The 21666-nt window shown below is 65.7% G+C and carries 21 protein-coding genes; 10 read left to right on the top strand and 11 right to left on the bottom strand.

All coding sequences use genetic code 11. The features are described 5' to 3' along the window. Window positions 1–44: 44 nt before the first annotated feature. Together ACFQS4_RS08385 and ACFQS4_RS08380 are read right to left on the bottom strand one after the other, a co-directional pair. Entirely contained in the window at window positions 45–887 is an 843-nt protein-coding gene (locus tag ACFQS4_RS08385; RefSeq protein WP_497901076.1) for an enoyl-CoA hydratase/isomerase family protein, read from the bottom strand. Continuing rightward, entirely contained in the window at window positions 887–1807 is a 921-nt protein-coding gene (locus ACFQS4_RS08380; RefSeq protein WP_497901075.1) for a 3-hydroxyacyl-CoA dehydrogenase family protein, read from the bottom strand. Before ACFQS4_RS08380 ends, ACFQS4_RS08385 begins: the two co-directional genes overlap by 1 nt. Before the next feature lie 169 nt (window positions 1808–1976). On the opposite strand from ACFQS4_RS08380, the gene ACFQS4_RS08375 reads away from it, so the two are divergent. After that, window positions 1977–3119 (top strand): thiolase family protein, encoded by a 1143-nt coding sequence (locus tag ACFQS4_RS08375; RefSeq protein WP_497901074.1) that lies wholly within the window; start codon window positions 1977–1979, stop codon window positions 3117–3119. Between the two features lie 93 nt (window positions 3120–3212). Here the strand turns inward: ACFQS4_RS08375 and ACFQS4_RS08370 are convergent, their stop codons facing one another. Then, window positions 3213–4748, bottom strand: a complete 1536-nt coding sequence (locus tag ACFQS4_RS08370) for a zinc ribbon domain-containing protein (protein ID WP_497901073.1) — start codon at window positions 4746–4748, stop codon at window positions 3213–3215. Then, window positions 4745–5917 (bottom strand): thiolase domain-containing protein, encoded by a 1173-nt coding sequence (locus ACFQS4_RS08365; protein WP_497901072.1) that lies wholly within the window; start codon window positions 5915–5917, stop codon window positions 4745–4747. The genes ACFQS4_RS08370 and ACFQS4_RS08365 overlap by 4 nt, the downstream gene beginning before the upstream one ends. Window positions 5918–6079: 162 nt before the next feature. Here ACFQS4_RS08365 and paaK (ACFQS4_RS08360) point away from each other — a divergent pair, with 162 nt between their 5' ends. Both paaK (ACFQS4_RS08360) and paaI read left to right on the top strand, forming a co-directional pair. Then, window positions 6080–7366 carry a phenylacetate--CoA ligase PaaK gene (paaK, locus tag ACFQS4_RS08360; protein WP_497901071.1) on the top strand — a complete coding sequence of 429 codons (1287 nt, stop codon included), beginning with the start codon at window positions 6080–6082 and terminating at the stop codon, window positions 7364–7366. 501 nt (window positions 7367–7867) lie between these two features. Further along, window positions 7868–8263: a hydroxyphenylacetyl-CoA thioesterase PaaI gene (gene paaI, locus ACFQS4_RS08355; RefSeq protein WP_497901070.1), complete on the top strand. Its 396-nt coding sequence runs from the start codon at window positions 7868–7870 to the stop codon at window positions 8261–8263. A 106-nt stretch (window positions 8264–8369) separates the two neighbouring features. On the opposite strand, the gene ACFQS4_RS08350 is transcribed toward paaI, so the two are convergent. Further along, complete coding sequence (locus tag ACFQS4_RS08350) at window positions 8370–9008, bottom strand: helix-turn-helix domain-containing protein (protein ID WP_497901069.1); 639 nt, start codon at window positions 9006–9008, stop codon at window positions 8370–8372. A gap of 87 nt (window positions 9009–9095) precedes the next feature. Between ACFQS4_RS08350 and paaA the strand changes: the two genes are divergently transcribed. From paaA to paaK (ACFQS4_RS08320), 6 genes are all read left to right on the top strand, one after another. Then, a complete protein-coding gene (gene paaA, locus ACFQS4_RS08345) occupies window positions 9096–10034 on the top strand; it encodes a 1,2-phenylacetyl-CoA epoxidase subunit PaaA (protein WP_497901068.1) in 939 nt (312 codons plus the stop codon). Between the two features lie 2 nt (window positions 10035–10036). Beyond that, entirely contained in the window at window positions 10037–10366 is a 330-nt protein-coding gene (gene paaB / locus ACFQS4_RS08340; RefSeq protein ID WP_253434174.1) for a 1,2-phenylacetyl-CoA epoxidase subunit PaaB, read from the top strand. Beyond that, window positions 10366–11220, top strand: coding sequence for a 1,2-phenylacetyl-CoA epoxidase subunit PaaC (paaC, locus tag ACFQS4_RS08335; protein WP_497901067.1), 855 nt, complete (start codon window positions 10366–10368; stop codon window positions 11218–11220). Before paaB ends, paaC begins: the two co-directional genes overlap by 1 nt. 162 nt (window positions 11221–11382) lie before the next feature. Further along, the gene (paaD, locus tag ACFQS4_RS08330; RefSeq protein WP_497903168.1) at window positions 11383–11787 is read left to right on the top strand and encodes a 1,2-phenylacetyl-CoA epoxidase subunit PaaD; all 405 of its coding nucleotides are present in this window, start codon (window positions 11383–11385) and stop codon (window positions 11785–11787) included. Between the two features lies 1 nt (window position 11788). Continuing rightward, the gene (gene paaE, locus ACFQS4_RS08325; RefSeq protein WP_305882370.1) at window positions 11789–11956 is read left to right on the top strand and encodes a 1,2-phenylacetyl-CoA epoxidase subunit PaaE; all 168 of its coding nucleotides are present in this window, start codon (window positions 11789–11791) and stop codon (window positions 11954–11956) included. A 168-nt stretch (window positions 11957–12124) separates the two neighbouring features. Beyond that, window positions 12125–13408 carry a phenylacetate--CoA ligase PaaK gene (paaK, locus tag ACFQS4_RS08320; RefSeq protein WP_497901066.1) on the top strand — a complete coding sequence of 428 codons (1284 nt, stop codon included), beginning with the start codon at window positions 12125–12127 and terminating at the stop codon, window positions 13406–13408. A 60-nt stretch (window positions 13409–13468) separates the two neighbouring features. On the opposite strand, the gene ACFQS4_RS08315 is transcribed toward paaK (ACFQS4_RS08320), so the two are convergent. Then, the gene (locus tag ACFQS4_RS08315) at window positions 13469–14914 is read right to left on the bottom strand and encodes an aldehyde dehydrogenase family protein (protein ID WP_497901065.1); all 1446 of its coding nucleotides are present in this window, start codon (window positions 14912–14914) and stop codon (window positions 13469–13471) included. Between the two features lie 232 nt (window positions 14915–15146). Here ACFQS4_RS08315 and ACFQS4_RS08310 point away from each other — a divergent pair, with 232 nt between their 5' ends. Further along, window positions 15147–15623, top strand: coding sequence for a VOC family protein (locus tag ACFQS4_RS08310; protein ID WP_497901064.1), 477 nt, complete (start codon window positions 15147–15149; stop codon window positions 15621–15623). 462 nt (window positions 15624–16085) lie between these two features. Here the strand turns inward: ACFQS4_RS08310 and ACFQS4_RS08305 are convergent, their stop codons facing one another. The 5 genes from ACFQS4_RS08305 to ACFQS4_RS08285 all read right to left on the bottom strand — a co-directional run bounded on the left by ACFQS4_RS08305 (window position 16086) and on the right by ACFQS4_RS08285 (window position 21523). After that, window positions 16086–16460: a methylglyoxal synthase gene (locus ACFQS4_RS08305; protein ID WP_497901063.1), complete on the bottom strand. Its 375-nt coding sequence runs from the start codon at window positions 16458–16460 to the stop codon at window positions 16086–16088. A 52-nt stretch (window positions 16461–16512) separates the two neighbouring features. Continuing rightward, window positions 16513–18039: a TrkH family potassium uptake protein gene (locus ACFQS4_RS08300; protein ID WP_497901062.1), complete on the bottom strand. Its 1527-nt coding sequence runs from the start codon at window positions 18037–18039 to the stop codon at window positions 16513–16515. Between the two features lie 190 nt (window positions 18040–18229). Next, window positions 18230–18478, bottom strand: coding sequence for a hypothetical protein (locus tag ACFQS4_RS08295; RefSeq protein ID WP_497901061.1), 249 nt, complete (start codon window positions 18476–18478; stop codon window positions 18230–18232). A 305-nt stretch (window positions 18479–18783) separates the two neighbouring features. Beyond that, window positions 18784–21099 (bottom strand): amino acid permease, encoded by a 2316-nt coding sequence (locus tag ACFQS4_RS08290; protein WP_497901060.1) that lies wholly within the window; start codon window positions 21097–21099, stop codon window positions 18784–18786. Further along, window positions 21092–21523: a universal stress protein gene (locus ACFQS4_RS08285; RefSeq protein ID WP_497901059.1), complete on the bottom strand. Its 432-nt coding sequence runs from the start codon at window positions 21521–21523 to the stop codon at window positions 21092–21094. Before ACFQS4_RS08285 ends, ACFQS4_RS08290 begins: the two co-directional genes overlap by 8 nt. Window positions 21524–21666: the final 143 nt, after the last annotated feature.

Below are 21666 nucleotides of genomic sequence, written 5' to 3'. Positions count from 1 at the left end.
GTAGACGGGCGGAACAGCGTCCGCAAAAGACCCAGAAACTCGGGCTACTCTCCCGTCCACTCCGGCTCTCGATCCTCGAAGAACGCGTCGATCCCCTCGTTCTTATCCGCGGTTCCGAACAGCTGAGCGAACAGTTCGGCCTCGTACTCGATGCCCTGCTCGAGGTCGGTCCGGGAAGCCGCCTTGACGGCGGTCTTGGCCAGTTCGAGGGCGACGGGGCTCTGCTCGGCCATCGACTCCGCGAGGCCGTAAACCTCCTCGTCCAGTTCCTCGGCGTCTCCACAGACGACATCGACGAGACCGATCTCGAGCGCCTCTGCGGCGTCGATCAGGTCGCCCGAGAGGATCAGGCGCATCGCCTGGCCCTCCCCGACGAGACGGGGGAGGCGCTGGGTGCCGCCACCGCCGGGCATGATCCCGAGGTTGATCTCCGGCTGGCCGATCTTCGCCCGCTCGTGGGCGATTCGCACGTCACAGGCCTGGGCGAGTTCGCAGCCACCGCCCAGCGCGTGGCCGTTGAGCCGGCCGATCACCGGCTGGGGCATGTCGTCGATGACCTCGTAGACGCGGGGGCGCTTCGAGATTTCACGCTGCTCGAGGGCGCTCCGATCGCGGAACTCGCCGACGTCGGCGCCGGCGACAAACGCCTTGGCCTCGTCGGCACCCGTGAGGACGACGACGCGGACGTCACTCTCGACGATGGCGGCCGCGATTTCCTTCAACTCGCGCCGAACCTGCGCGTTGAGCGCGTTTCGGGCGTCCGGGCGATCGATCGTGACGGTCGCGACGCCGGGCACGTGGTCGCCGACGCTCGCGTGGACCAGGTCGCAGTCCTCGGCCGCGGCGTCGACGTCCTCGACGCCGTCGATGGGTTCGTCGGGGAGCATCAGTTCGCCCCTCCGCGGTTGTCACCGTCTTCGCCGCCGTCACCCTCGTACTCGCCGCTGACGCCAACGATCTCGCCGTCCTCCCAGACGTAGAACCCCTCGCCGGTCTTCTTGCCTAACTTGCCGGCACGTACCTTCCGCTTGAGCGCCTGGGGCGGCCTGAACCGTTCGCCGAGTTCCTCGCGCAGGTACTCGAGGATGTCCAGGCGAACGTCGAGGCCGACCACGTCGCCGAGTTCGATGGGTCCCATCGGGTGGTTGTAGCCGAGTTCCATCGCGGCGTCGACGTCCCGCGGGTCGGCGACCCCTTCCTGGACCATCCGGATCGCCTCGACGCCGAGGGCGACGCCGAGTCTCGAGGAGGCGAAGCCGGGTGAGTCGGTCACTTCGACCGGCGTCTTGCCGATATCGTCGACGAAGTCGTGGGCGAACGCGACGGTGTCGTCGTCAGTCTGTTCGGCGACGACGATCTCGACCAGCCCCATGATGTGGACCGGGTTGAAGAAGTGCAGGCCGATCACCCGTCCGTCGCGTTCGGCCGCGCTCGCGATCTCCGTGATCGACAGCGACGAGGTGTTCGTCGCGATGATCGTCTCGTCGTCGACGAGTTCCTCCACGTCCTCGAGCGTTCCCGTCTTGAGGTCGATGTCCTCCGGGACGGCCTCGATCACGAGGTCCGCGCCCTCGACGGCGTTCGCGAGATCCGTCGTTCCCGAGAGGCGCTCGAGCGCGGCGTCGGCCTCCTCGCGGGTGACCTTGTCGCGTTCGATGCCGCCCTCGAGGTTGGCCTCGATGGACTCGAGGCCGTTCTCGACGTATTCGGTTTCGATGTCTCGCACGGTCACGTCGTGGCCCGCCATGGCCGTCACCTGGGCGATGCCGTGGCCCATGGTGCCGGCGCCGAGTACTGCGACTCGCATGTGTCGGGGTTTTCGGGGCTGTGTGAAAGCCGTTTCCGTTCGGGCGATACGTTCGGCCTGGCGAACAACCCTGCGCGTCGGGTCGTTCGCCGCCGCCCCGACCCCACAAGACCGACGACCACTGCAGGGAGCCAAACGCTTAACCCCCGACCGTCCGACCACCCTCGTGATGACAGACGCCGACGCAGAGGCCGTTATCGTCGATGCCGTACGGACGCCGCAGGGACGCAAGAACGGCGGACTCGCCGAGACCTACCCCGAGGACCTCGTCGTAACCGTCCTCGAGGCGCTGGTCGAACGCACGGGCGTCCCCGCCAAGGAGTGGGACGACTTCCGACTCGGCTGTGCCAACCAGGAGAACGAACAGGGGCGGAACCTGGCCCGCCAGTCGCTACTCGCCGGTGGCTTCCCGGAGACCGTCCCTGGAGCCACGACGACTCGGCTCTGTGGCTCATCGCTGACGACGCTCGTCGACGCCGTCCGGGCCGTCGAGACGGGCGACGGCGACGTCTACCCCGTCGCTGGCGTCGAGCACATGAGCCGGATCCCGTTCTCGAGTTGGCTCCACCCCGGCATCGAGGAGCGTTACGAAACCGACGACCTGCCGATGGGTGCGACCGCCGAACGGGTCGCCAGGCGGTACGACATTTCGCGGGAAGCCCAAGACGAATTCGCTCTTCGCTCGCACGAACGCGCGCTCGAGGCGTGGGACGAGGGTCGGTTCGACGACGAGGTCGTTCCGGTCGAAGCGCCTGACAGGACAGTTGATACGGATGAGGGCCCCCGCCCTGACACCGACCTCGAGACCCTCGCCGGCCTCCCCACCGTGTTCGCGGACGACGACGCGGCGACCGTAACGCCCGGCAACGCCTCCCCGCTGACCGACGGCGCCGCAGGGCTGCTCGTCACGAGTCGCGAGTACGCCGAGGAAGGCGGTCTCGAGATTATGGCCAGCGTCGGCGCCCGCGGCGTCGCCGGGGTCGATCCGACCGTGATGGGGACGGGGCCGATTCCCGCCACCAGGCAGGCGCTCGAGGCCGCCGACCTCTCGGTTTCGGACCTCGACCTCGTGGAACTCAACGAGGCGTTCGCCTCCCAGAGCCTCTACTGCGCCGACGAACTCGGGTTCAACGACGACGAGCTGAACGTCAACGGCGGCGCCATCGCGCTCGGCCACCCGCTGGGCTGCTCCGGCGCCCGCATTACGACGACCCTGCTCCACGAACTGGCTCGCCGCGACGGCCGCTACGGTCTCGCGACCATGTGCGTCGGGTTCGGCCAGGGCGTCGCCGTCGTCTTCGAGCGGGAGTGAGCCAGCTCGAGCGCGCTATTTTGTCGAGACGAAAATCCAGTTCGAGCGATCAGGACTCGAGTGCTCAGAACTCGGGCGCTCAGGAGTCGAGGATCAGGACTCGAGCAACTGCATCTTGAATCCGTACCGGGTCACGCCCTCTTGGGTGTAGATCCGCCGGACCGTCGCGTCGACGCTGTCGCCGACCGACACGGACGCCGTGTCGGGCGTCAGCACCTGCGTGGGGGTCGAGACGGGCTCGTCGTCGGGTTCGGGGCCGTCGAGGGCCACGACGGCGCTGACGAACGCCCCTTCGCGGGCCTGCTGCTCGACGAACTCCGGTGGGGCGCCACCCTGGCCGATCACGGTCGCGGCTTCGACGGTTCCCGTCCCGGGGAGTTCGACGTCGTCGTACTCGTCGAGCGTTCCGCACTCCCGACACGCGCCGGAAGGCGGGAACGCGAGCCGCCCGCACTCCCGACACCGGCCCGCGACCAGGCGGTGGCGCTGGGCCATCGTCCGTTTCCAGCTGGGGACGCTGACGTAGGCGCCGCCGCCGTCGGGTTCGCCGGGCGTCACGTCGCCGCGGATGCGGAGGTACTCGCCGTAGGAGAGCGTTCGATTGCCCTCGAGTGCGGTTTCGACGGGGACGCTGTCGCTCGAGTTGGAGTCACCGCCCGCGTCGGTCTCGTCGCCACCGTCCGCGTCGCCTCCGCCCACCTCGAGGCGCATCGCGATCGCGCCGCCGCCCGACCCGTACGCGACCAGGCCGAGCGAGCGGTGGCCGGCCTCGAGCGCCTTCGCGAGCCCGAGGAGGGTGCTCGCGGCGCCGGTGTCCCCGATGTCGTGGACGGTCGTCCCCGCCTGGATCCGTTCGGCGTCGCCCCCCAGCGCGCTCGCCGCACGGTATGGCAGTTTGCCGTTCGGCGACTGGAGGCAGACGGCGTCGACGTCCTGGAGGGAGGACTCGAGCCCCTCGACGGCCGACGCGACGGCGTCGGTGTAGGCGTCCCGGTCGTACTGCGTAATGTCGAGGCCGGTCGTTTCCCTCGAACCCGCCTCTCGATACCTGATTCCGGGGACGGCGTCGACGTACTCTCCGGCGTCAGTGACTCTCCCGGGGCCGTTGGGCGTCAAGACGAGCGCGGCGGCGCCCGCTCCACCCGCGTGCTCGTGTTCGTCCGAGGGGGCGCCACGTGGGGCGTCACTGGCGACGACCAGGACGGCGCCGTCGGTCGCGGTTTCGAGGCCCGTCCGGAGTGCGTCTGCGCCGACGCGGGTGCTCCCGGTGAACTGGCGGCTCTCGAGCGACGAGGCAAGTCCGAGGAAGCTGGTCAGGCGCGGCCCCAGCGCCTCCTCTTCGTACGGTGGCGTGGTCGTCCCGAGGAGGAGGTGCGTAATGGTTCCGGGGTCGACGTCTGCGGCCTCGAGCGCCCGTTGGGCGGCCTCGTAGGCCATTGTCAGCGTATCTTCGTCGCCAGCGGGGACGGCGGTCTCGGAGATGCCGGCGCCCTGGAACTGCCCCCAGGCCTCCGTGATGGCCTCCGCAGTGAGCCGGTAGTCGGGGGCGTACGCGCCGACGCCCGCGATACCAAGCTTTGTCGCCTCGCTCGGGCCGGGCGCCTCGCCGCTCGCTCGAGAGGCGGTCATCGCGCCACCTCCCGCTCGAAGACGTGGACCGCCGTCGCGCCACCGCTCCCGCCCACGTTGTGGGTGAGCCCGTAGCGTGGGTCCTCGAGTTGGCGGTCGCCCGCGTTTCCGGTCAGTTGATCGAAGACCTCGACGACCTGCCCGGTGCCGGTCGCACCGATGGGGTGACCTTTCGACTTGAGGCCGCCGGAGGTGTTGACCGGGAGGTCGCCGTCCGGGTCGGTGACGCCCTCGCGGAGGAGTCGCGGCGCCTCCCCGGGTTCGCAGAAGCCCAGGTCCTCGTAGGCGATGAGTTCCGCGATGGCGAAGCAGTCGTGGACCTCGGCGAAGTCGAGGTCGTCGGGGCCGATTCCCGCGCGCTCGTAGGCTCGTCTGCCGGCTTCCTGGGAGGCCGAGATGCTCGTGTAGCTGTCGCGTTCCGCGAGGCCGACCCGCTCGCTGGCCGCACCGACGCCCGCGACGCGAACGCGCTCGTCGGTGTACTCGGCCACGACGTCCTCGCTGGCGAGGAGGACCGCGGCGGCGCCGTCGGAGGTCGGACAGCAGTGGTAGAGATTGAGGGGGTCGGCGACCGCCGGCGCCGCGACGACGTCCTCGAGCGAGCACTCGAAGTCGAGGTGGGCCTTCGGATTCTTCGCGCCGTTGGCGTGGTTCTTGACGGCGACTCGCGAGAGGTCCTCGGGGGTCGCGTCGTAGGCGTCCAGGTAGGCGCTGGCCATCTGGGCGTACACACCGGAGAAAGTGGTGCCGGTGAGGCGTTCCCACTCGGTCTCTCCGGAGACGCCGAGCCAGTACTTCGTGGTGTCGCCGGACATGTCGGTCATGACCTCGAAGCCGCCCGCGAGGACGACGTCGGCCATGCCGCTCCTGATCGCCTGGACGCCCTGGCGGACGGCGAAGCCGCCGGCGCCGCAGGCGTTCTCGATCCGCGAGCAGGGCACGTTGTGGAGGCCGACGTGTTCCGTGACGGCCGGCCCCGAGAGGCCGATCTGGCGGCCGCCGACGCCGAGGGTGGCGACGACCGCCTCGTCGACGTCGTCCGTGTCCAGGCCGTGGTCGACCCGATCTCTGGCGGCCGCGTACGCCTCCGCGAACAGGTCCCGGTAGCCTCGCTCCGGGAACGAACCGAAGGCGGTCTGTCCAGCACCGATGACGTAGACGTCCCGCATACCCGGTCCTTGTCAGGTGGCGGGTATATAGCTTCGGACCCTGGCAGTTGTCGCTCGAGTCGAGTCGCTGTCACCATCGACGGACGTTGCGTTCCCCGACGCCGTGGGTGGTTTGTGCCTACCACATAATTTTTGGTGCCCCACTCCAGAGAGGGAGATGAGATGGCCTACCAGGCAATAGAGACCGCTCCGCGGAACGAACTCCGGGAGTGCCAGAACGAACGCTTACAGGAAACGGTGCGAAACGCCTACGAGAACGTCGACTTCTACCGGAACGCGCTCGAGGACGCCGGACTCACCCCCGACGACATCGAGACGGTCGACGACATCACGAAACTCCCCTTCACGACGAAGGAGGACTTCCGCGACGAGTACCCCGACGGCCTGTTCGCCGTCGACAACGAGGACATCGTCCGGATCCACGCCTCCTCGGGAACCACCGGAAAGCCGAAGATCGTCTCCTACACACAAAACGACGTAGACGTCTGGAGCGACGCCGTCGCCCGGTGTCTCGAGGCCGCCGGCCTCGGCGCGGGCGATACGGTTCAGAACGCCTATGGCTACGGGCTCTTCACAGGCGGTCTCGGGCTCCACTACGGCGTCGAGGAACTGGGCGCGACCGTAATTCCGATCGGCGGCGGCAACACCCAGCGCCAGGTCGAGATGCTCCAGGACCTCGGGAGCGACGCCATCGCCTGCACCCCGTCGTACGCGCTGTACCTCGCCGAGACCGCGGCAGACATGGGCGTCGACCTCAAGGACCTCCCGCTGCGGGTGGTCATCTTCGGTGCCGAACCCTGCACGGACCCGATGCGCGAGGCCATCGAGGAACGCCTCGGCGTCAAGGGAATCGACATTTACGGCCTCTCCGAAATCGTCGGTCCCGGCGTCTCCATCGAGTGCGTGGAGGCCCAGGAGGGACTGCACATCCACGAGGACCGGTTCTACCCCGAGGTCGTCGATCCCGAGACCGGCGAACCCCTGCCGGAAGGAGAAGAGGGCGAACTCGTCCTCACGACGCTCTCGAAGGAGGCCCTTCCCGTCCTCCGGTATCGGACCGGCGACCTGACGACGCTCTCGAGCGGGGAGTGTGAGTGCGGACGCACCACGATCCGCATGGACAACGTCACCGGTCGCTCCGACGACCTCGTGATCATCCGTGGGGTCAACTTCTACCCGAGCGAGGTCGAGGACGTCGTCCTCGAGTTCGACGAGGTGGCGCCTCACTACCGGATCGACCTGGACAGAGTGAACAACCTGGACACCCTCGAGATCACCATCGAGTGCGAGCACGACTTCGAGGGCGACCGCGAGGAACTGCGCGACCGGGTACTCACCCGCCTCCAGAACGTACTCTCGTTCACCCCCGATACCCTCACGATCGAGGAGCCCGGTGGCATCGAGCGGACGGAAGTCGGGAAGGTCAAGCGCGTCTACGACCACCGCTGAAGCCAGTTCTCGGTGAACGGAGCGCGATTTCGAAGACCGGTTCTCAACGTGTTCTCGAGCGTCGATTCACGAGCATTGGTATAGAGTCTATAGTATTAGGTATAGAATCTATAGTTTTAACCAGAGAGTGACTGAAGACTCGAGCGACCAGCCCGAACCGGGGAGCTAGTCGAGAGGGAGTCGCGCCAGTCCGGCAATGCGGCCATGGACCAGAACGTACGGTGGCCGGAAGCACGTGCCCGCGATAGCGGGCCGTGCGACTCGGGGAATAGCTGGCGTCCGTCCTGGCGGACTGAAAGGGCGAACGACGCTCGCGCCGAGAGGGCTTTCGTCGTATTTGTCGCCGTGTTCGTGGCCGACCTTCGTCGTGTCTGTGGTTCTCGTGATCGATCACCGGTCGATCCGTGCCTCGTCTCCCGTATCGCTCGAGCCGACGTCCCTCCCGACGTTCGGTTGCCCCCACCAGTAGTTTCTTGCCACCCGACCACACTGGCTGTGGGTATGGCAGACACCGACGCGCTGCGCGAGCACATCGAGAGCGATCCCTACTGTGCCACCCTCGGCATCGACCTCGTCGACTTCGAACCCGGCCTCGCCCGGACCGAACTCGAGGTCACCGAGGACCTGACGAACTTCCACGGGACGCCCCACGGCGGGGCGGTCTACTCACTGGCCGACGCGGCGTTCGCGGCCGCCTCTAACTCGCACGGGGATACCGCCGTGGCCCTCGAGACGAACATCTCCTACCTCGAGGCGGTGGACGTGGGCGACGTCCTGACGGCGACAGCGGAGGAGACCCACGTCACCGGTCGCACCGCGGAGTACGAGGTAATCGTTACCGACGAGGCCGGCGATCGGATTGCGACGTTCCGCGGTCGCGTGTACATTCTCGGGTGATCGATCGAGTCGATCTAAAACCGGTCCTCGTCGAAGCGTGTCTCGAGACCCGCCTCGAGGTGCCGAACACGACTCTGACGACGAGCACAACGAGCGACGAACCACCTCACGCGAAAATCTGTCGAAACAGCGCCTCTTCCGCCCGGCGCAGCCGCTCGAGGAACGCCGACTTGCTGATCCCCAGTTCCGTCGCCACCGCCTCCGAACTCGTCCCCCGCGGGATCTCGAAGTATCCCAGCTCCATGGCCACCCGGAGACACTCCTCCTGGGCGGGCGTCAGGTCCCACTGCTGGCTCGGCGCCTCCTGGGCCTCCGACTCCATGGGATAGACGCGCTCGAGGCGCACGCCGACGGTGTCGCCCGCGGTCTCCATCACGTTCTTGAGCACGTCCCGACCGACGACGGCCCCGAAGACCGTGGCGGCACCGTTGCGGTAGCGGAGCGTCTCGACGATCAGGCCGCCGTTGATCAGGTCGTGGACCACGCAGGGCTGCTTCGAGAGACACCGGAATCGGTACCGCCCGTCGACCTCGGTGACGTGGAGGTAGCGGATGCGGTCGTCGGCGTCGAGCGTCTCGACGAAGTGGTCGTTTCGCGGCGAGCTAAACTGCAGCAGATCGTAGCCGTCGGCCCGCAGCTGTGGCGCCTGGGCGTGGACCTCGAGGTCGACCGACTTCGTCGCCTCGGCGAGCGGGCAATCGTCGTGCTGCACCCGGAATTCGACGGCGAGACACTCCTCGATCATGCAGAAAAATACGCGCGAGAGTATTTAAAACCCCGTCATGTGGCGGTCAACTGCTAAGGGTCGAAACGACGTGTAGTATAATGAACGATGGACATCGACACCGTCAAAGAACGGGCCGGGCCGCGGGAGTTTAGCCCCGCGGACGACATGCCCCTCGAGTACCGGGAGGCTGCCACCCGGATGATCGAGTTCCACGCCAACAGCGAGATCATGGGGGCATACCTCGAGCGGCCGTTCATTCGACAGGCACCGAGTATCGACCGCAAACTGGCCTTCTCGGCGAAGGTGCAGGACGAGATCGGCCACGGGCAGTTGCTCTACCGTGCGGCGGAGTCGCTGGGCGTGAAGACGCGCGAGGAGATGCTCGACGACCTGGCCAACGGGAAGGGGAAGTTCCTCAACTGCTTCCACTACCCGATGGACAGCTGGGTCGAGACGCCGATGATCGCCTTCTTCGTCGACGGCGCTGCGATGCGCCGCCAGGCGACGCTGCGACGCACCAGCTGGGAGCCCTACGCCCACGCCATGGACAAGGTGTGCTTCGAGGAGGGGTTCCACGTCAAACACGGCGAGAGCATCCTCGCGGAGCTGATGACCGGCTCGAAGAAAGAACAGGAGATGACCCAGGAGGCCTTCGAGACCTGGTGGCCCCGGATCATCCAGTTCTTCGGGCCGACCAACGACAAGAGCACCCACCACGACTTCTCCGCCGCGGTGGGGCTCAAAGCGCAGTCCAATGACGACCTGCGCTCGATGTTCCTCCGGGAGTACATCCCGAAGGCCGAGCGCTACGGGCTCGAAATTCCCGACGAGCCACGTATCCGCGAAACCGACAACGGCTACGAGGTCGTCGAGGACGACCTGGACTGGGACGAGTTCTTCCAGATCGCGAAGAACGACTACGAGCCCGGTCTCGGCCAGATCAACGGCCGTAAGCAGGCCCAGGACGCCGTCCAGTGGGTCCGCGATAGCCTCGAGTGGGAGAACCGACCGACCGGCAGCCCGAAACCACAGGCGGCTGACTGACCATGATCTGGGAAGTATTCCGACAGGAAGAGCAAGGTGGATACCACACCCACTGTGGCAACGTCCACGCGCCCGACCGCGAGATGGCCAGGCAGTTTGCAGCCATCCAGCACGGACGGCGCAAGGCGACCAACAGCCTCTGGGTCGTCCCGAAGGAAGAGGTCGCGGAAATCGACGCCGACGAGACCTCCTTCGGCGGCACGACCGACAAGAGCTACCGCTGGGGGCCGACCTACAAGTCCGACGTCGATCACGCCGCCGAGGTCATCGAATCGGACAAGGAACAGGAAGCCGCCGAACGACAGCGCTCGAAAGCGCAGGGTGACGACTGATGGCGAGTGCTGAACCCGTCACGACCGACGACCTCTCGGCCGACGAACGAGACGCGCTCGAGGCGCTGTTGCTCCGGTTGGCGGACGACGAGTTCGTCCTCGCCGAGCGCTACACCGAGTGGCAGGTCCGCTCGCCAACCCTCGAGTCCGACCTCGCGCTGTCGAACAACGCCCAGGACGAACTGGGCCACGCCCGCCTCTGGTACGACGTGCTCGAGGACCTGGGCTACGAGGAGCACGAACTCATCTACGAGCGCGAGGCTGACGCCTGGCGCCACAGCACCCTCGTCGAACGGCCGTTCCCCGGGGGCGACTGGGCCGACGCCATCGTCCGTCACTACCTCTACGACGTGGCGGAGAAGCGCCGCCTCGAGGCGCTCGAGGACTCGGCGTACCCGAAACTCGCCGACCGCGTCGGCAAGATTCAGGCCGAGGAGCGCTACCACCTGGAACACGCCCAGAACTGGATGGAACGGCTTGCTGACGACGACGCAGACGACGGCGGCCGAGAACGCCTCCAGCAGGCCGTCGACCGGCTGTTCCCGTACGCACTGACCCTGTTCGCCCCCGTCGACGACGAAACCGAGGCGACAATCGAGGAGGCCGGCTTCCGCGACGCCACGCTCGAGGAGCTGGCCACCGACTGGGCGAGCGAGGTCGTGCCGTTCCTCGAGGGACTGGGACTCGACGTGCCGATCGGCGAAGACGATGTCCTCGACCTCGACCCGGACGTTCCGCGCGGACGCGACGGCGACCACACCGACGTCTGGGCGGACCTCCGCGAGGAGTTCACCAGCACCTACCGCGAACTGGGTCGCTCGGGGGCGACGAAGATCATGGAGAAACCGGAGTAACGCCTCCAGGCACCCGTCCCGTACCCACTGCTACCAACCACAATGAACCGTAACACACCATCCGATGTCGACGTTGACGCCGATGCCACGCTCGAGGCCGACCCACCGACCGAGGGAGTCGACGGAACCGACGACGGCCTCGAAACCGGGTTCGACCCGGACCTGGACGCTGAGAACGAGGCGACCCCGTGTTCGTACACCGACTACCGATCCGGCGAGGCCGTCGAGGACCTCCCGGCGACCGGCGAGGGCGCGACGGGCGTCGAAGCCGCCGTCTGGGACGCCCTCTACGGGGTCGAGGATCCCGAGATGCCGGTCAGCATCGTCGACCTCGGCCTGATCTACGGGCTCGTAGTCGAGGACGGCCACGCGACCGTCGACATGACGCTGACGTACTCTGGCTGTCCCGCACGGGACATGCTCCAGGACGAGATCCGAGAGACCGTCGCGGACGTCGACGGCGTCGAGTCGGTCGACCTCCGCCTCGTCTGGAGTCCCGGCTGGACCATCGAGATGGTGACCGAACAGGGCCGATCCGACCTGCGAGAGTTCGGGTTGAGCGTCTAATATGCGCGAGACAGATCCATCCGTGATGACGAGCGGCGAGGCGTCGGGAGCGGAGTGTCCGTACTGCGAGTCGACGGACACCGTCCGCGAGCATCCGAAAGGCCCGTCGCTGTGTCGCTCGATGCACTACTGCAACGAGTGCCAGCAGCCGTTCGAGAAGTTCGAGTAACGGAGACGGTCGACTGAGCGACGAGGACTCGAGTGATGGAGTCGCAGAGCGGCAGAGTAGCGGGTCGCGCGGGAATCGTAACGCTCGCCGACGCACAAACCACCCGCGTGCGGCGACCCCCCGGGGCGCCAAGAACTATAGGCCTCCCCTTCGTCCCCTCGAGACAGCATGGTCGCATCCGACGAACGGCTCCCGCGGGAGGAACGCCGGGAACAGCAGACAAAGCGGCTCCGTGAGACCGTCGAACGCGTTTGCGAAAACGTCCCATTTTACGAGGAGCGGCTCACAGCAGCTGGCGTCACGGCCGACGACATCGAGACGCTCGAGGACGTCACCAAACTGCCGTTCACGACGAAAGCCGACTTTCGAGACACCTACCCCGACGGCCTGTTCGCCGTCGACGACGAAGACGTCGTCCGCATCCACGCCTCCTCGGGGACCACCGGAAAGCCGAAGATCGTCGCCTACACCGCGGGCGACCTCGAGCTCTGGAACGAGGTGATGGAACGAGCGATGTGGGCCGCCAACCTAGACGCAGGCGATACGGTCCAGAACGCCTACGGCTACGGGCTCTTCACCGGCGGCCTCGGCTTTCACGCCGGAGCGGAGTCGCTCGGGGCGACGGTGATTCCGGCGAGCAGCGGCAACACCCAGCGCCAGGTCGAACTCGCCGCGGACCTCGAGAGCGACGCGCTCTGTTGTACGCCCTCCTACGCGCTGTACTTCGCGGAACGGGCCGAGGAGATGGGTATCGATCCGCGGGAACTCCCGCTGTCGGTCGTCCTCTACGGCGCCGAGCCCTGCACCGAGCCGATGCGAGAGGCCATCGAGGACCGGCTCGGCGTCACGGGGATCGAGAACTACGGCCTCTCGGAGCTGATTGGGCCCGGCGTCGCCGTCGAGTGCGCTCACGCCCAGGACGGGCTGCACATCCAGACCGACCACTTCTACCCCGAGGTGGTCGATCCCGACTCCGGCGACCCATTGCCGCCTGGCGAGGAGGGCGAACTCGTGCTCACCTCGCTCACGAAGGAGGCCCTGCCCGTGCTTCGATACCGGACCGGCGACATGACCACCCTGATCGAAGCGCCCTGTGACTGCGGTCGAACCACGATCCGAATGGACGGCGTCACCGGCCGCGCCGACGACCTGCTAATCGTCCGTGGCGTCAACCTCTATCCCAGCCAACTCGAGGCCGTGATCCTCGAGTTCGACGCCATGGCGCCCCAGTACCGGATCGACCTGTATCGCGAGGGCGCGCTCGACCGACTCGAGTTGACGGTGGAACTCGAGCGTGGGTTCGATGGGGACGAAGAAGCGCTCCGAGAACGGTTGCTCGAGGCGATCTCGAGCACGCTCTCGTTGACTCCCGACACGCTAGACCTCGTGGAGTACGGCTCGATCGAACGAACCGAGGTTGGGAAGGTCAAGCGGGTGTACGACCACCGCTGATTCGGATAGCACCAAACCGACTGAATCGGCGCCGGGCGACGACCGCGGCCGTTCGCCCTGCTACTCGAAGTTGATGTTCACGTTCTTCGCCTGCGTGTACTCGCCGATGGCTTCGGCGCCCTGCTCGCGGCCCTCGCCGCTCTCTTTGACCCCGCCGAACGGCGTCTGTGGGAAGGTGACGGGATACTCGTTGACGCTCACCATCCCGTACTCGAGGTCGCGGGCGAAGCGGTGGGCCCGCGAGAGGTCGTTTGTCCAGACGCCGGCGAGCAGGCCGTAGGGCGAGTCGTTGGCGACCTCGAGCGCCTCCTCCTCGCTCTCAACCTCGATGACCGAGAGCACTGGTCCGAAAATCTCCTCGCGGGCAACGGTCATGTCGTTGGTCACGTCAGTCAACACGGTCGGCTCGAGGAAGTAGCCCTCCCGGTCAGGGACCTCGCCGCCGGTCGCGACGGTCGCGCCCTCCTCGAGGCCGGTTTCGACGTAGTCGGCGACCTCGTCACGGTGACTCTCGCTGACGAGCGGGCCCATTCGCGCGTCGTCGTCGATGCCGTTCCCGAGCGGCGTGTTCTCGGCGCCGGCGACGACGCTCTCGACGACCTCGTCGTGGACGTCCTCGTGGACGACGAGTCGGGAGCCAGCCCAGCACATCTGCCCAGCGTTCATGAAGATGCCGTAGTGGACGCCCTTCGATGCGGCCTCGAGGTCCGCGTCGGGGAAGATAATGTTTGGTCCTTTCCCGCCGAGTTCGAGCGTAACACCGGTGACGCTGTCGGCGGCCTGGCCCATCACGCGCTTGCCGATTTCCGTGCTGCCAGTGAAGGCCACGTGGTCGACGCCCTCGTGTTCGGCCAGCGCCGCCCCGGCGACGCTTCCACGGCCGGGAACGACGTTGAGCACGCCGTCGGGAAGCCCGACTTCTTCGGCGGCCTTCGCGTAGTACAGCGCGGAGAGGGGCGTCTGGCTCGAGGGCTTGACCACGGCGGTGTTGCCACAGGCGAGTGCCGGGGCGAGACTGCGTCCCGCTAGCTGGAACGGGTAGTTCCACGGGACGATGTGGCCCGTCACGCCGACGGGCTCTCGGATGGTGTAATCGAGGCGGTCACCGGGGACGGGAATCTGATCGCCCGCGAGCTTGTCCGCCCAGCCGGCGTAGTACCGGAACGTGTCGATGACCATCCCGACCTCGAGGGTCGCCTCGAACTGCGTCTTGCCGTTGTCGTGGGATTCGACGAGCGCGATTTCGTCCTTCCAGTCCTCGAGCTGGTCCGCGAATGCCTGCAAGTACGCCGCCCGCTCGGCGGGGTCGAGCGAAGCCCACTCGCTTCCGCGCTCGAGCGCGGCGTCGGCCGCCGACACGGCGGCGTCGACGTCTGCTTCGCCAGCCGCCGCGACCGTCGCGTAGGTCGTCTCGTTCGCGGGGTCGACCGTCTCGATCTGCCCGCTGTCTTCGCCGTCGGCCCATTCGCCGTCGATGTAGAGGTCCATTGGACCCGTGTAGCTCATGCACGAAAACCGACGGACGGAAGCGTGTTATAGGTTGCTGTAACGGCACGCCTCAGGGCGTGCTCGGAGGGGGGTCTCAGTTGCGTCGCACGGCTCCCAGCGCGGCGAAGACGACTCGAGTGAGAGCCCCGCCCGGAAGACGGTGGCCCGGCTTGGGATCCGGACTCGACGCCGCAGGGAGCGCGACGGCGACATCCCAAACGATTATCGTTCTCGAGAGACGTTCCGACGTATGGACGGGGACGACCTGCCGCCGATGCGCGTCGATCACACCGGAATCGCCGTCGAATCCATTCCGGAGGCCGAACCGCTCCTGTTCGCCCTCGGCTGTGAGAAGATTCACGAGGAGCCGAGCAAGTACGGGTCATTCACCTGGGCGACCTACGTGCTCGGCGGCGCCTCCCGACTCGAACTCATCGCCCCGCGACCGGGGTCGGAGTCCTTCCTGACCGACTACCTCAAGGAACACGGCCCCGGCCTCCACCACGTCACCCTCGAGGTGGCCGATCTCGAGGCCGCAGTCGAGGCACTGGAGGCGGCCGAGGTGTCGGTCATCGACTACAACGAGTTCGAGACTTGGGGCGAGGCGTTCGTCTCCCCGGCGAATCCCACGGGCGTCCTCTTCCAGCTGATTGAGTACTACGAGGGGTACGCCGGCGAACGGGACGCTGGCTGTCGATTGTTCGTCGATGGAACACCCCTCGAGTGAGTCCGTTCTCGCTGGCCGGTGGCCCGTCCGCCAGTTCGCGACTAGCCGACCGGGCGTTCGCGCTGAAAGCGTGATGAATTAGTATAGATTACGAGCATAGCTATGTAATAGTGTGTCAGTTACTAACGTAATACGGCGCGTTCGGCCTGGATTGGTCATTTATCGGAATTAAATAATTGACCAAAGTATGGTATTTCTGTATCGAGAACGGAAATTGGCGCCGGTGACGTCGATCGAGAGGAATCGGCTTTGACGGCGTATACTTCTGAAAAAGGCCAGCAGCAGTCTTCGACGTCGGGGATCCCGTACGGCCAGCGTACAAGGTCGATGAAGTTCAGATTCTGCCGTAATTAGCTCTATAACGGCTATATGGTCGACCCTTGTATCGTCGAAGCGGAGGGGCGATAAAATCGAGAGTATGAGTATATGTTTGTCGACATATTAGTGAAATAGTACAGTAACTTATGATACGTCGTCGATTCCCTCGAGCAGGTATCGGGCACTCGCGAGATTCGTCGCCAGGGCGGTGTCGTGGACGTCACAGATCCGCAAGAGTGCCGAGATGTCGGGTTCGTGCGGTTGGGCCGTGAGCGGATCGCGCAGGAAGACGATCCCGTCGAGAAGGTCCTGGGCCACCTCGCTGCCGATCATCAGGTCGCCGCCGAGCGGTCCCGACTCCTTCCGTTCGATCTCGAGGTCGGTCGCCTCGAGGAGGCGTTTGCCGGTCGTTCCCGTCGCGATGAGGTCGTAGTCGGCGAGCACGTCCTCGTACTCGCGAGCGAAGGCGATGAGGTCGTCCTTCTTCTCGTCGTGGGCGATGAGTGCGAGTCGAACCATAGGCTCGATTCGTCCTCGAGGGGCAAGATACCTCGGGCGCTCGCCCTCGAGTCTACGAGCGCCAGTACGCCGGGAGTAAGAGGACGAGAACGGGGATAATCTCGATGCGACCTATCCACATCATGAAGATCATGACGAAGCGCGTGAACAGCGGAAAACCGGCGTAGTTTTCGAACGGACCAGCCAGGCCGAACGCGGGCCCGATGTTGAGGAAGATGGAGGCGGCCGCGCCGAGGGCCTCGAATTCCGAGACGGTGATCCCGTCGCGCGCCGCGTCGACAACGATGAAGATGGTCAACAGGAAGAAAATGATGATCGCGAGCATCACGTAGGCGAAGATGTCGTTGATCGTGTCCTCGTCGACGACGGTATCGCCGAGTCGGACGGGTCTGACCGCTCGCGGGTGGATGGAGAGAAAGAGGTTGCGAGCCAATCCTTTCAGGATCACGAGCCAGCGCAGGGACTTGATCGAGCAGGTCGTACTGCCGGCCATGCCGCCGACGAACATCCCCAGAAAGAGGATGTGTTTCGCGCCGGGATTCCAGAGGTCGAAGTTTACCGAGGCGTACCCCGTCGTCGTCACCATCGAGACGACGTTGAACAGGCCGTGTCTGAGCGTCGCCTCGACGCCTACTGTGTCCCCGGCGAGGCCGATAAGGAGCGAGACGAGCGCTCCGAAGACGGCGATGACGCCGATGTAGAAGCGAAACTCCTCGGACTCGAGCGGCCGTGTGTACGACCCGCGGGCGACCGCGTAGAGCAACACGAAGTTCGTCGCGCCGACGATCATGATCGGGATCATCGTCCACTGCACGATCGGCGTGAACGCCCCGATGCTATCCGGTTCGGGCGAGAAGCCAGCCGTCGAGACGCTCGTCAGCGCGTGAGAAATCGCGTTGAAGAGGTCCATCTCCGGCGCCAGACCGAGGAGATGAAACGCGTAGAAAATCGCCGCCGCCGCAACCGTCAGCCCGACGTAGAGTCCCCAGATGAGCCGTGCCGTGCTCTCGATTTCCGGGGTGAGCTTCGTGACCGTCTGGGTCTGGGTCTCGGTCTCCATCAGCTGTGCACCCCCGACCATCAGGTTCGAGAGCAGGCCGATGGCGACGATCAGAATGCCCAACCCGCCGAGCCACTGCTGGATCTGTCGCCAGAGCAGGATCGAGCGCGGCTGGTTCGTGAAGTCCCAGCCGCTCATCACCGTCGCGCCCGTCGTGGTCAGGCCGCTCATGCTCTCGAACATCGCGTTGACCGGTCCCTCGAGTCGGCCAGAAAAGGCGGAGGCGGGGTCAGCACCCAATCCCAGCAGGACGAACGGAATCGCGCCGATCAGCGCGACTCCGAACCACGTCAGCGCGACCATCAGGAACGCCTCGCGCTGACCGAGGTCGCGCTCGTCGGTCAGGCGCTCGAGCAGCGTGCCGACGGCGACGGTGCAGGCGATGGCGACGACGAACGGAATCGTCTCGTCGCCGTCGAGGGCCGCGAGCGCGAGCGGCGCGGCTAGTGGGACAGCGAGCCAGAAGAGAACGGTCCCCGTCACGCTACAGCTCGAGCGCCAGTCGACTCGGATCCTCATCGAACGACTCGACCTGTGTCAGCGACGGTGATAACGATACTGGGTTTCGTCGTCCGATACGGGTGGGTTTCAGCGGGATTCGATCGTGACGTTGGGGGTACGGTGTCAGGGGCAGGGCGTCGAGCGTTCGGTTTCGAGGGGAAAGCGTCGAGAGTGCGGCGTCGAGAGTGCAGCATCGAAGGCCACGGGCTCACTCGAGCGCCGCGAGAAAATTGTTCAGGAGCGCGGAGCGTTCGTCCCTCCAACTCTCTCCGTCGGGGGGTAAGTAGCGGACGACGACCATTTCCCCCTCGTTTGGCTGGTCCACCGCGTCGACCCACCGGGTTCCCTGCCAGAGACCCGTAACTTCGACGCGCCCCTGCCGTGCGTGCGTGTACGTTCGGCCGCGCTCGAGGCCGCTATCGGCGGGCGAGTGAGATGTGTTCGTTCCGTTTCTCATACGCGTTGTTCTACTTCAAGTGCTTTTTCCTGACTGCTTGCGGTCGAAGGTTTCGGATCACCGCTTCGAGAGCATCCGATTGCGCCGTTCGCACTGAGGGAAGCGACCGTTTCGTGGGGGCGAAAGAGGCGTCAATCGGGCCAGGTGAGCCAGGTTGGACACGTTGGACTAATCAGGAGTCGTACCTGCAAACGCGTCGTTCCGCGACTGTTCCCGCGGGTGTCAGACCGTGAGACCGGCCCGTTCTGTGTCGCGAGACTCGAGCACATCACCGAGCGAGGCTCGAGAAGATCGTCGACCGCTGATCAGGAGCCGGATTTCGTTCTTGTCTCGGCTTCTTCTTCTGTTTCTGTCGACGCTTCGCCTCCTGGACGGCCGAAGAGCCGTTCGCGGAGCGACCGTTTGGCCGGACGCTCCGCGAGCAGGACCGAACAGTCGACCTCATCGACGACGTCGAACACGAGCGAGCCGCCCACGAGCCGGGAGAGTAGCCCCTTTCTGGTCGCGCCGAGGACCACCATCGTGTGATCGTTCGCGGCGCGCTCGATGGCTCCCTCGACGTTGCCGTCTGTTTCTACGAGGAGGGTCGCGTTGCCGAGCCCGTGGTCGTCGGCCCAGGTGCCGAGGAACGCCGTTCCTTTCGCCCGGTCGGTGTCCTCGTCGACGACGTGCAAGATCGACACGTCGGCGCCGTGGACGTCTCGAAGCGCCTTGGCAGCCTCGGCGCTGAGGTCCGAATCCGGCCCGCCAGCCGTCGGCACGAGCACGCGTGAGGGGTCGAACCCGCGGTCTTTGAACACCAGGAAGTCACAGGGGAGGTTCATCGTGAGGTCCTCGAGGCCGGCGCTGGTCCGCCCGCTGGTCCACGGTCGGTTCGGGCTCCAGCCCATGACGACCGTGTCGGCGTTCAGCCGTTTAGCGGAGTCGACGACCTCCTCGAGCGATCGGTGAGAGACCACGGTGTGGGTTTCGATCTCGACGTCGTACTCCGCGGCGACCCTCCGGGCGTTCTTGAGGAGCCGACTCGACTCGCCGTCGACCGTCTCGAGCTGATTGGCCACGTACTCGAGGGACGTCTGGTCGGGGACCTCGACGACGTGAACGGCGTGAACGACGCCGTCGTTCTGGTCGGCCATCGTACAGCCGAGGGCGACCAGTTCGTCCTCGGTCCGGGGGTTCGAGACGGGGACCATCACGTTGTAGGGGGCGGTCGCGTCGGGGGAGGCAGCCTCGGCGGCTGAAACCGCGATGTCGGGCATTTCTTCGGACCGGTCGCGGACGTACTCGCCGAGAACGCCCTGGATTGGCGTGCGGTAGCGTGCGTAGAGAACGTACCAGAGAATGGCGCCGGCGACGAACACCACTGCCAGGATCTGGGAGGTGAGGTCCATGAAGTAGATGAGTCCCAGCGACAGGACGAATCCGAGAATCGGTACGATCGGGTACAGCGGAACCGTGAAGTCTGGATCGTAGTCGGGGTGGTCGGTTTCGCGGAAGACGATCAGCGCGGCGTTCATCAGGGCGTAGACGATCAGGTGGAGGACGCTCGCCGCTTCCGAGAGCACCTTGACGTCTCCGCCCATGACGACGATGAAGACGATGATCAGCCCGCCGGTAACGACGATCGATCGGTAGGGTGTCGCGAATCGCGGATGGATTTCGTTGAGCCAGTCGTTGACGATCTTGTCCCGACCCATCGCGAAGTTGATCCGGGCCGACGCCAGAATCGAGGCGTTGGCCGACGAAGCCGTCGCCAGCAGCGCACCGAGGGCCATGATCACCGCGGCCGCACCTGCGAAGTTGCCGGGAAACGCCACTTCGGTCGCCTGGGCGACTGGCGCCTCGAGGTCGAGATCCGGCCACGGGACGACGCCGAGCATGATCGTCACGAGAATGCCGTACAGTACCGTGACGATGGCGACGCTGCCGACGATGGCGATTGGGAGATTCCGTCCCGGGTTCTTCATCTCCTCGCCGACGGTGGCGATCTTGGCGTAACCCAGGAAGGAGACGAAGACGAGGCCGGTCGCCGGCAGGAGTTCAGCGGTTCCGAACGGCGTATAGCCGCCGCTTCCGGAGACCGTCGCCCAGTCGAAGGCGAACCAGCCTGCGACCGCGAAGATTCCCAGGATCACGAGTAAAATGGTGACGATGATCGTCTGGACGCCGCCGGTCTCCTTCGCGCCGATGTAGTTGACGCCGACGAAGGCCGCCCCGGCGAGGATCGCCCCTACCTGCACGTTACTGAGAAACAGGATCGAGGGTAACTCGAGGAGTTCGCCCAGGTAGCGGCCGAATCCGATGGTGTAAAAGGCCGAGGCGAACGCGAGCCCGAGCCAATCGCCCAGTCCAGATATCGAGCCGAACAAGGGGCCGAGCGCGCGGTTGACGTAGTAGTAGGCACCGCCGGCTTTCGGCATCGCCGTTCCGAGTTCCGAGACCGACAGGGCGTTGACCATGGCGATGACCCCGCCGACGAGAAACGAAATGACCACGATCGGGCCGGTTCCCTGGGCGGCCTCACCGGGAAGGACGAAGATGCCCGCCCCGATCATCGTCCCGATGCCGATGGTCATTGCGGGAATCAAGCCGAGGTCCTTGGCGAGTTCCTCGTCACTCATCTCGGTCACCCGGAAGGATCAGGACCGGTCGATCGGTTCGATTGATCAATTTTCGTGCAACGTCCCCCGTTAGCAGCTGTCGCCACCGACTCTCGCTGCGCGGGACGAAGACGATCGCGTCGGCGCGTTCGTCGTCGGCGACCTCGAGAATCGTCGCCGCGACGTCGGGCCCGTATCCGAGGGTGGGTTCGACAGCGAGCGTGGGATCGTCGATGACCGCCTCGAAGATCTTGAAGAGGGTTTCGGCGAACTCCTCTCGCTGTTCGACGCCTGCAGCGTCGGGAGCACCGCCAGCTTTTTCGACGACGTAGATCGGGATCAGGGTGGCGTCGTCGAACCGACCGGCGACGGCCTTGCCCGTTACTCGGGCGTCCTCTTCGTTCGCAATCGGCACCAGAACGCGCCGAAACGGCCCCTCGCTCATCCGAAGCCGCCTCCGGTGGATTCGAGAGCGTTCTTCCAGAGCAGTGTACAGCGACTATCCGATGGTATCATATTCGAGGGTATTTATCGATACATGATAAAACCCTCGCTTGTATTTTCGAATCCTGAATCTTGGGACGAGGT

It is taken from the genome of Saliphagus sp. GCM10025317 (assembly GCF_042663665.1).
Lineage (GTDB): Archaea > Halobacteriota > Halobacteria > Halobacteriales > Natrialbaceae > Natronosalvus.
This window is presented reverse-complemented; position numbering and strand designations above follow the sequence as displayed.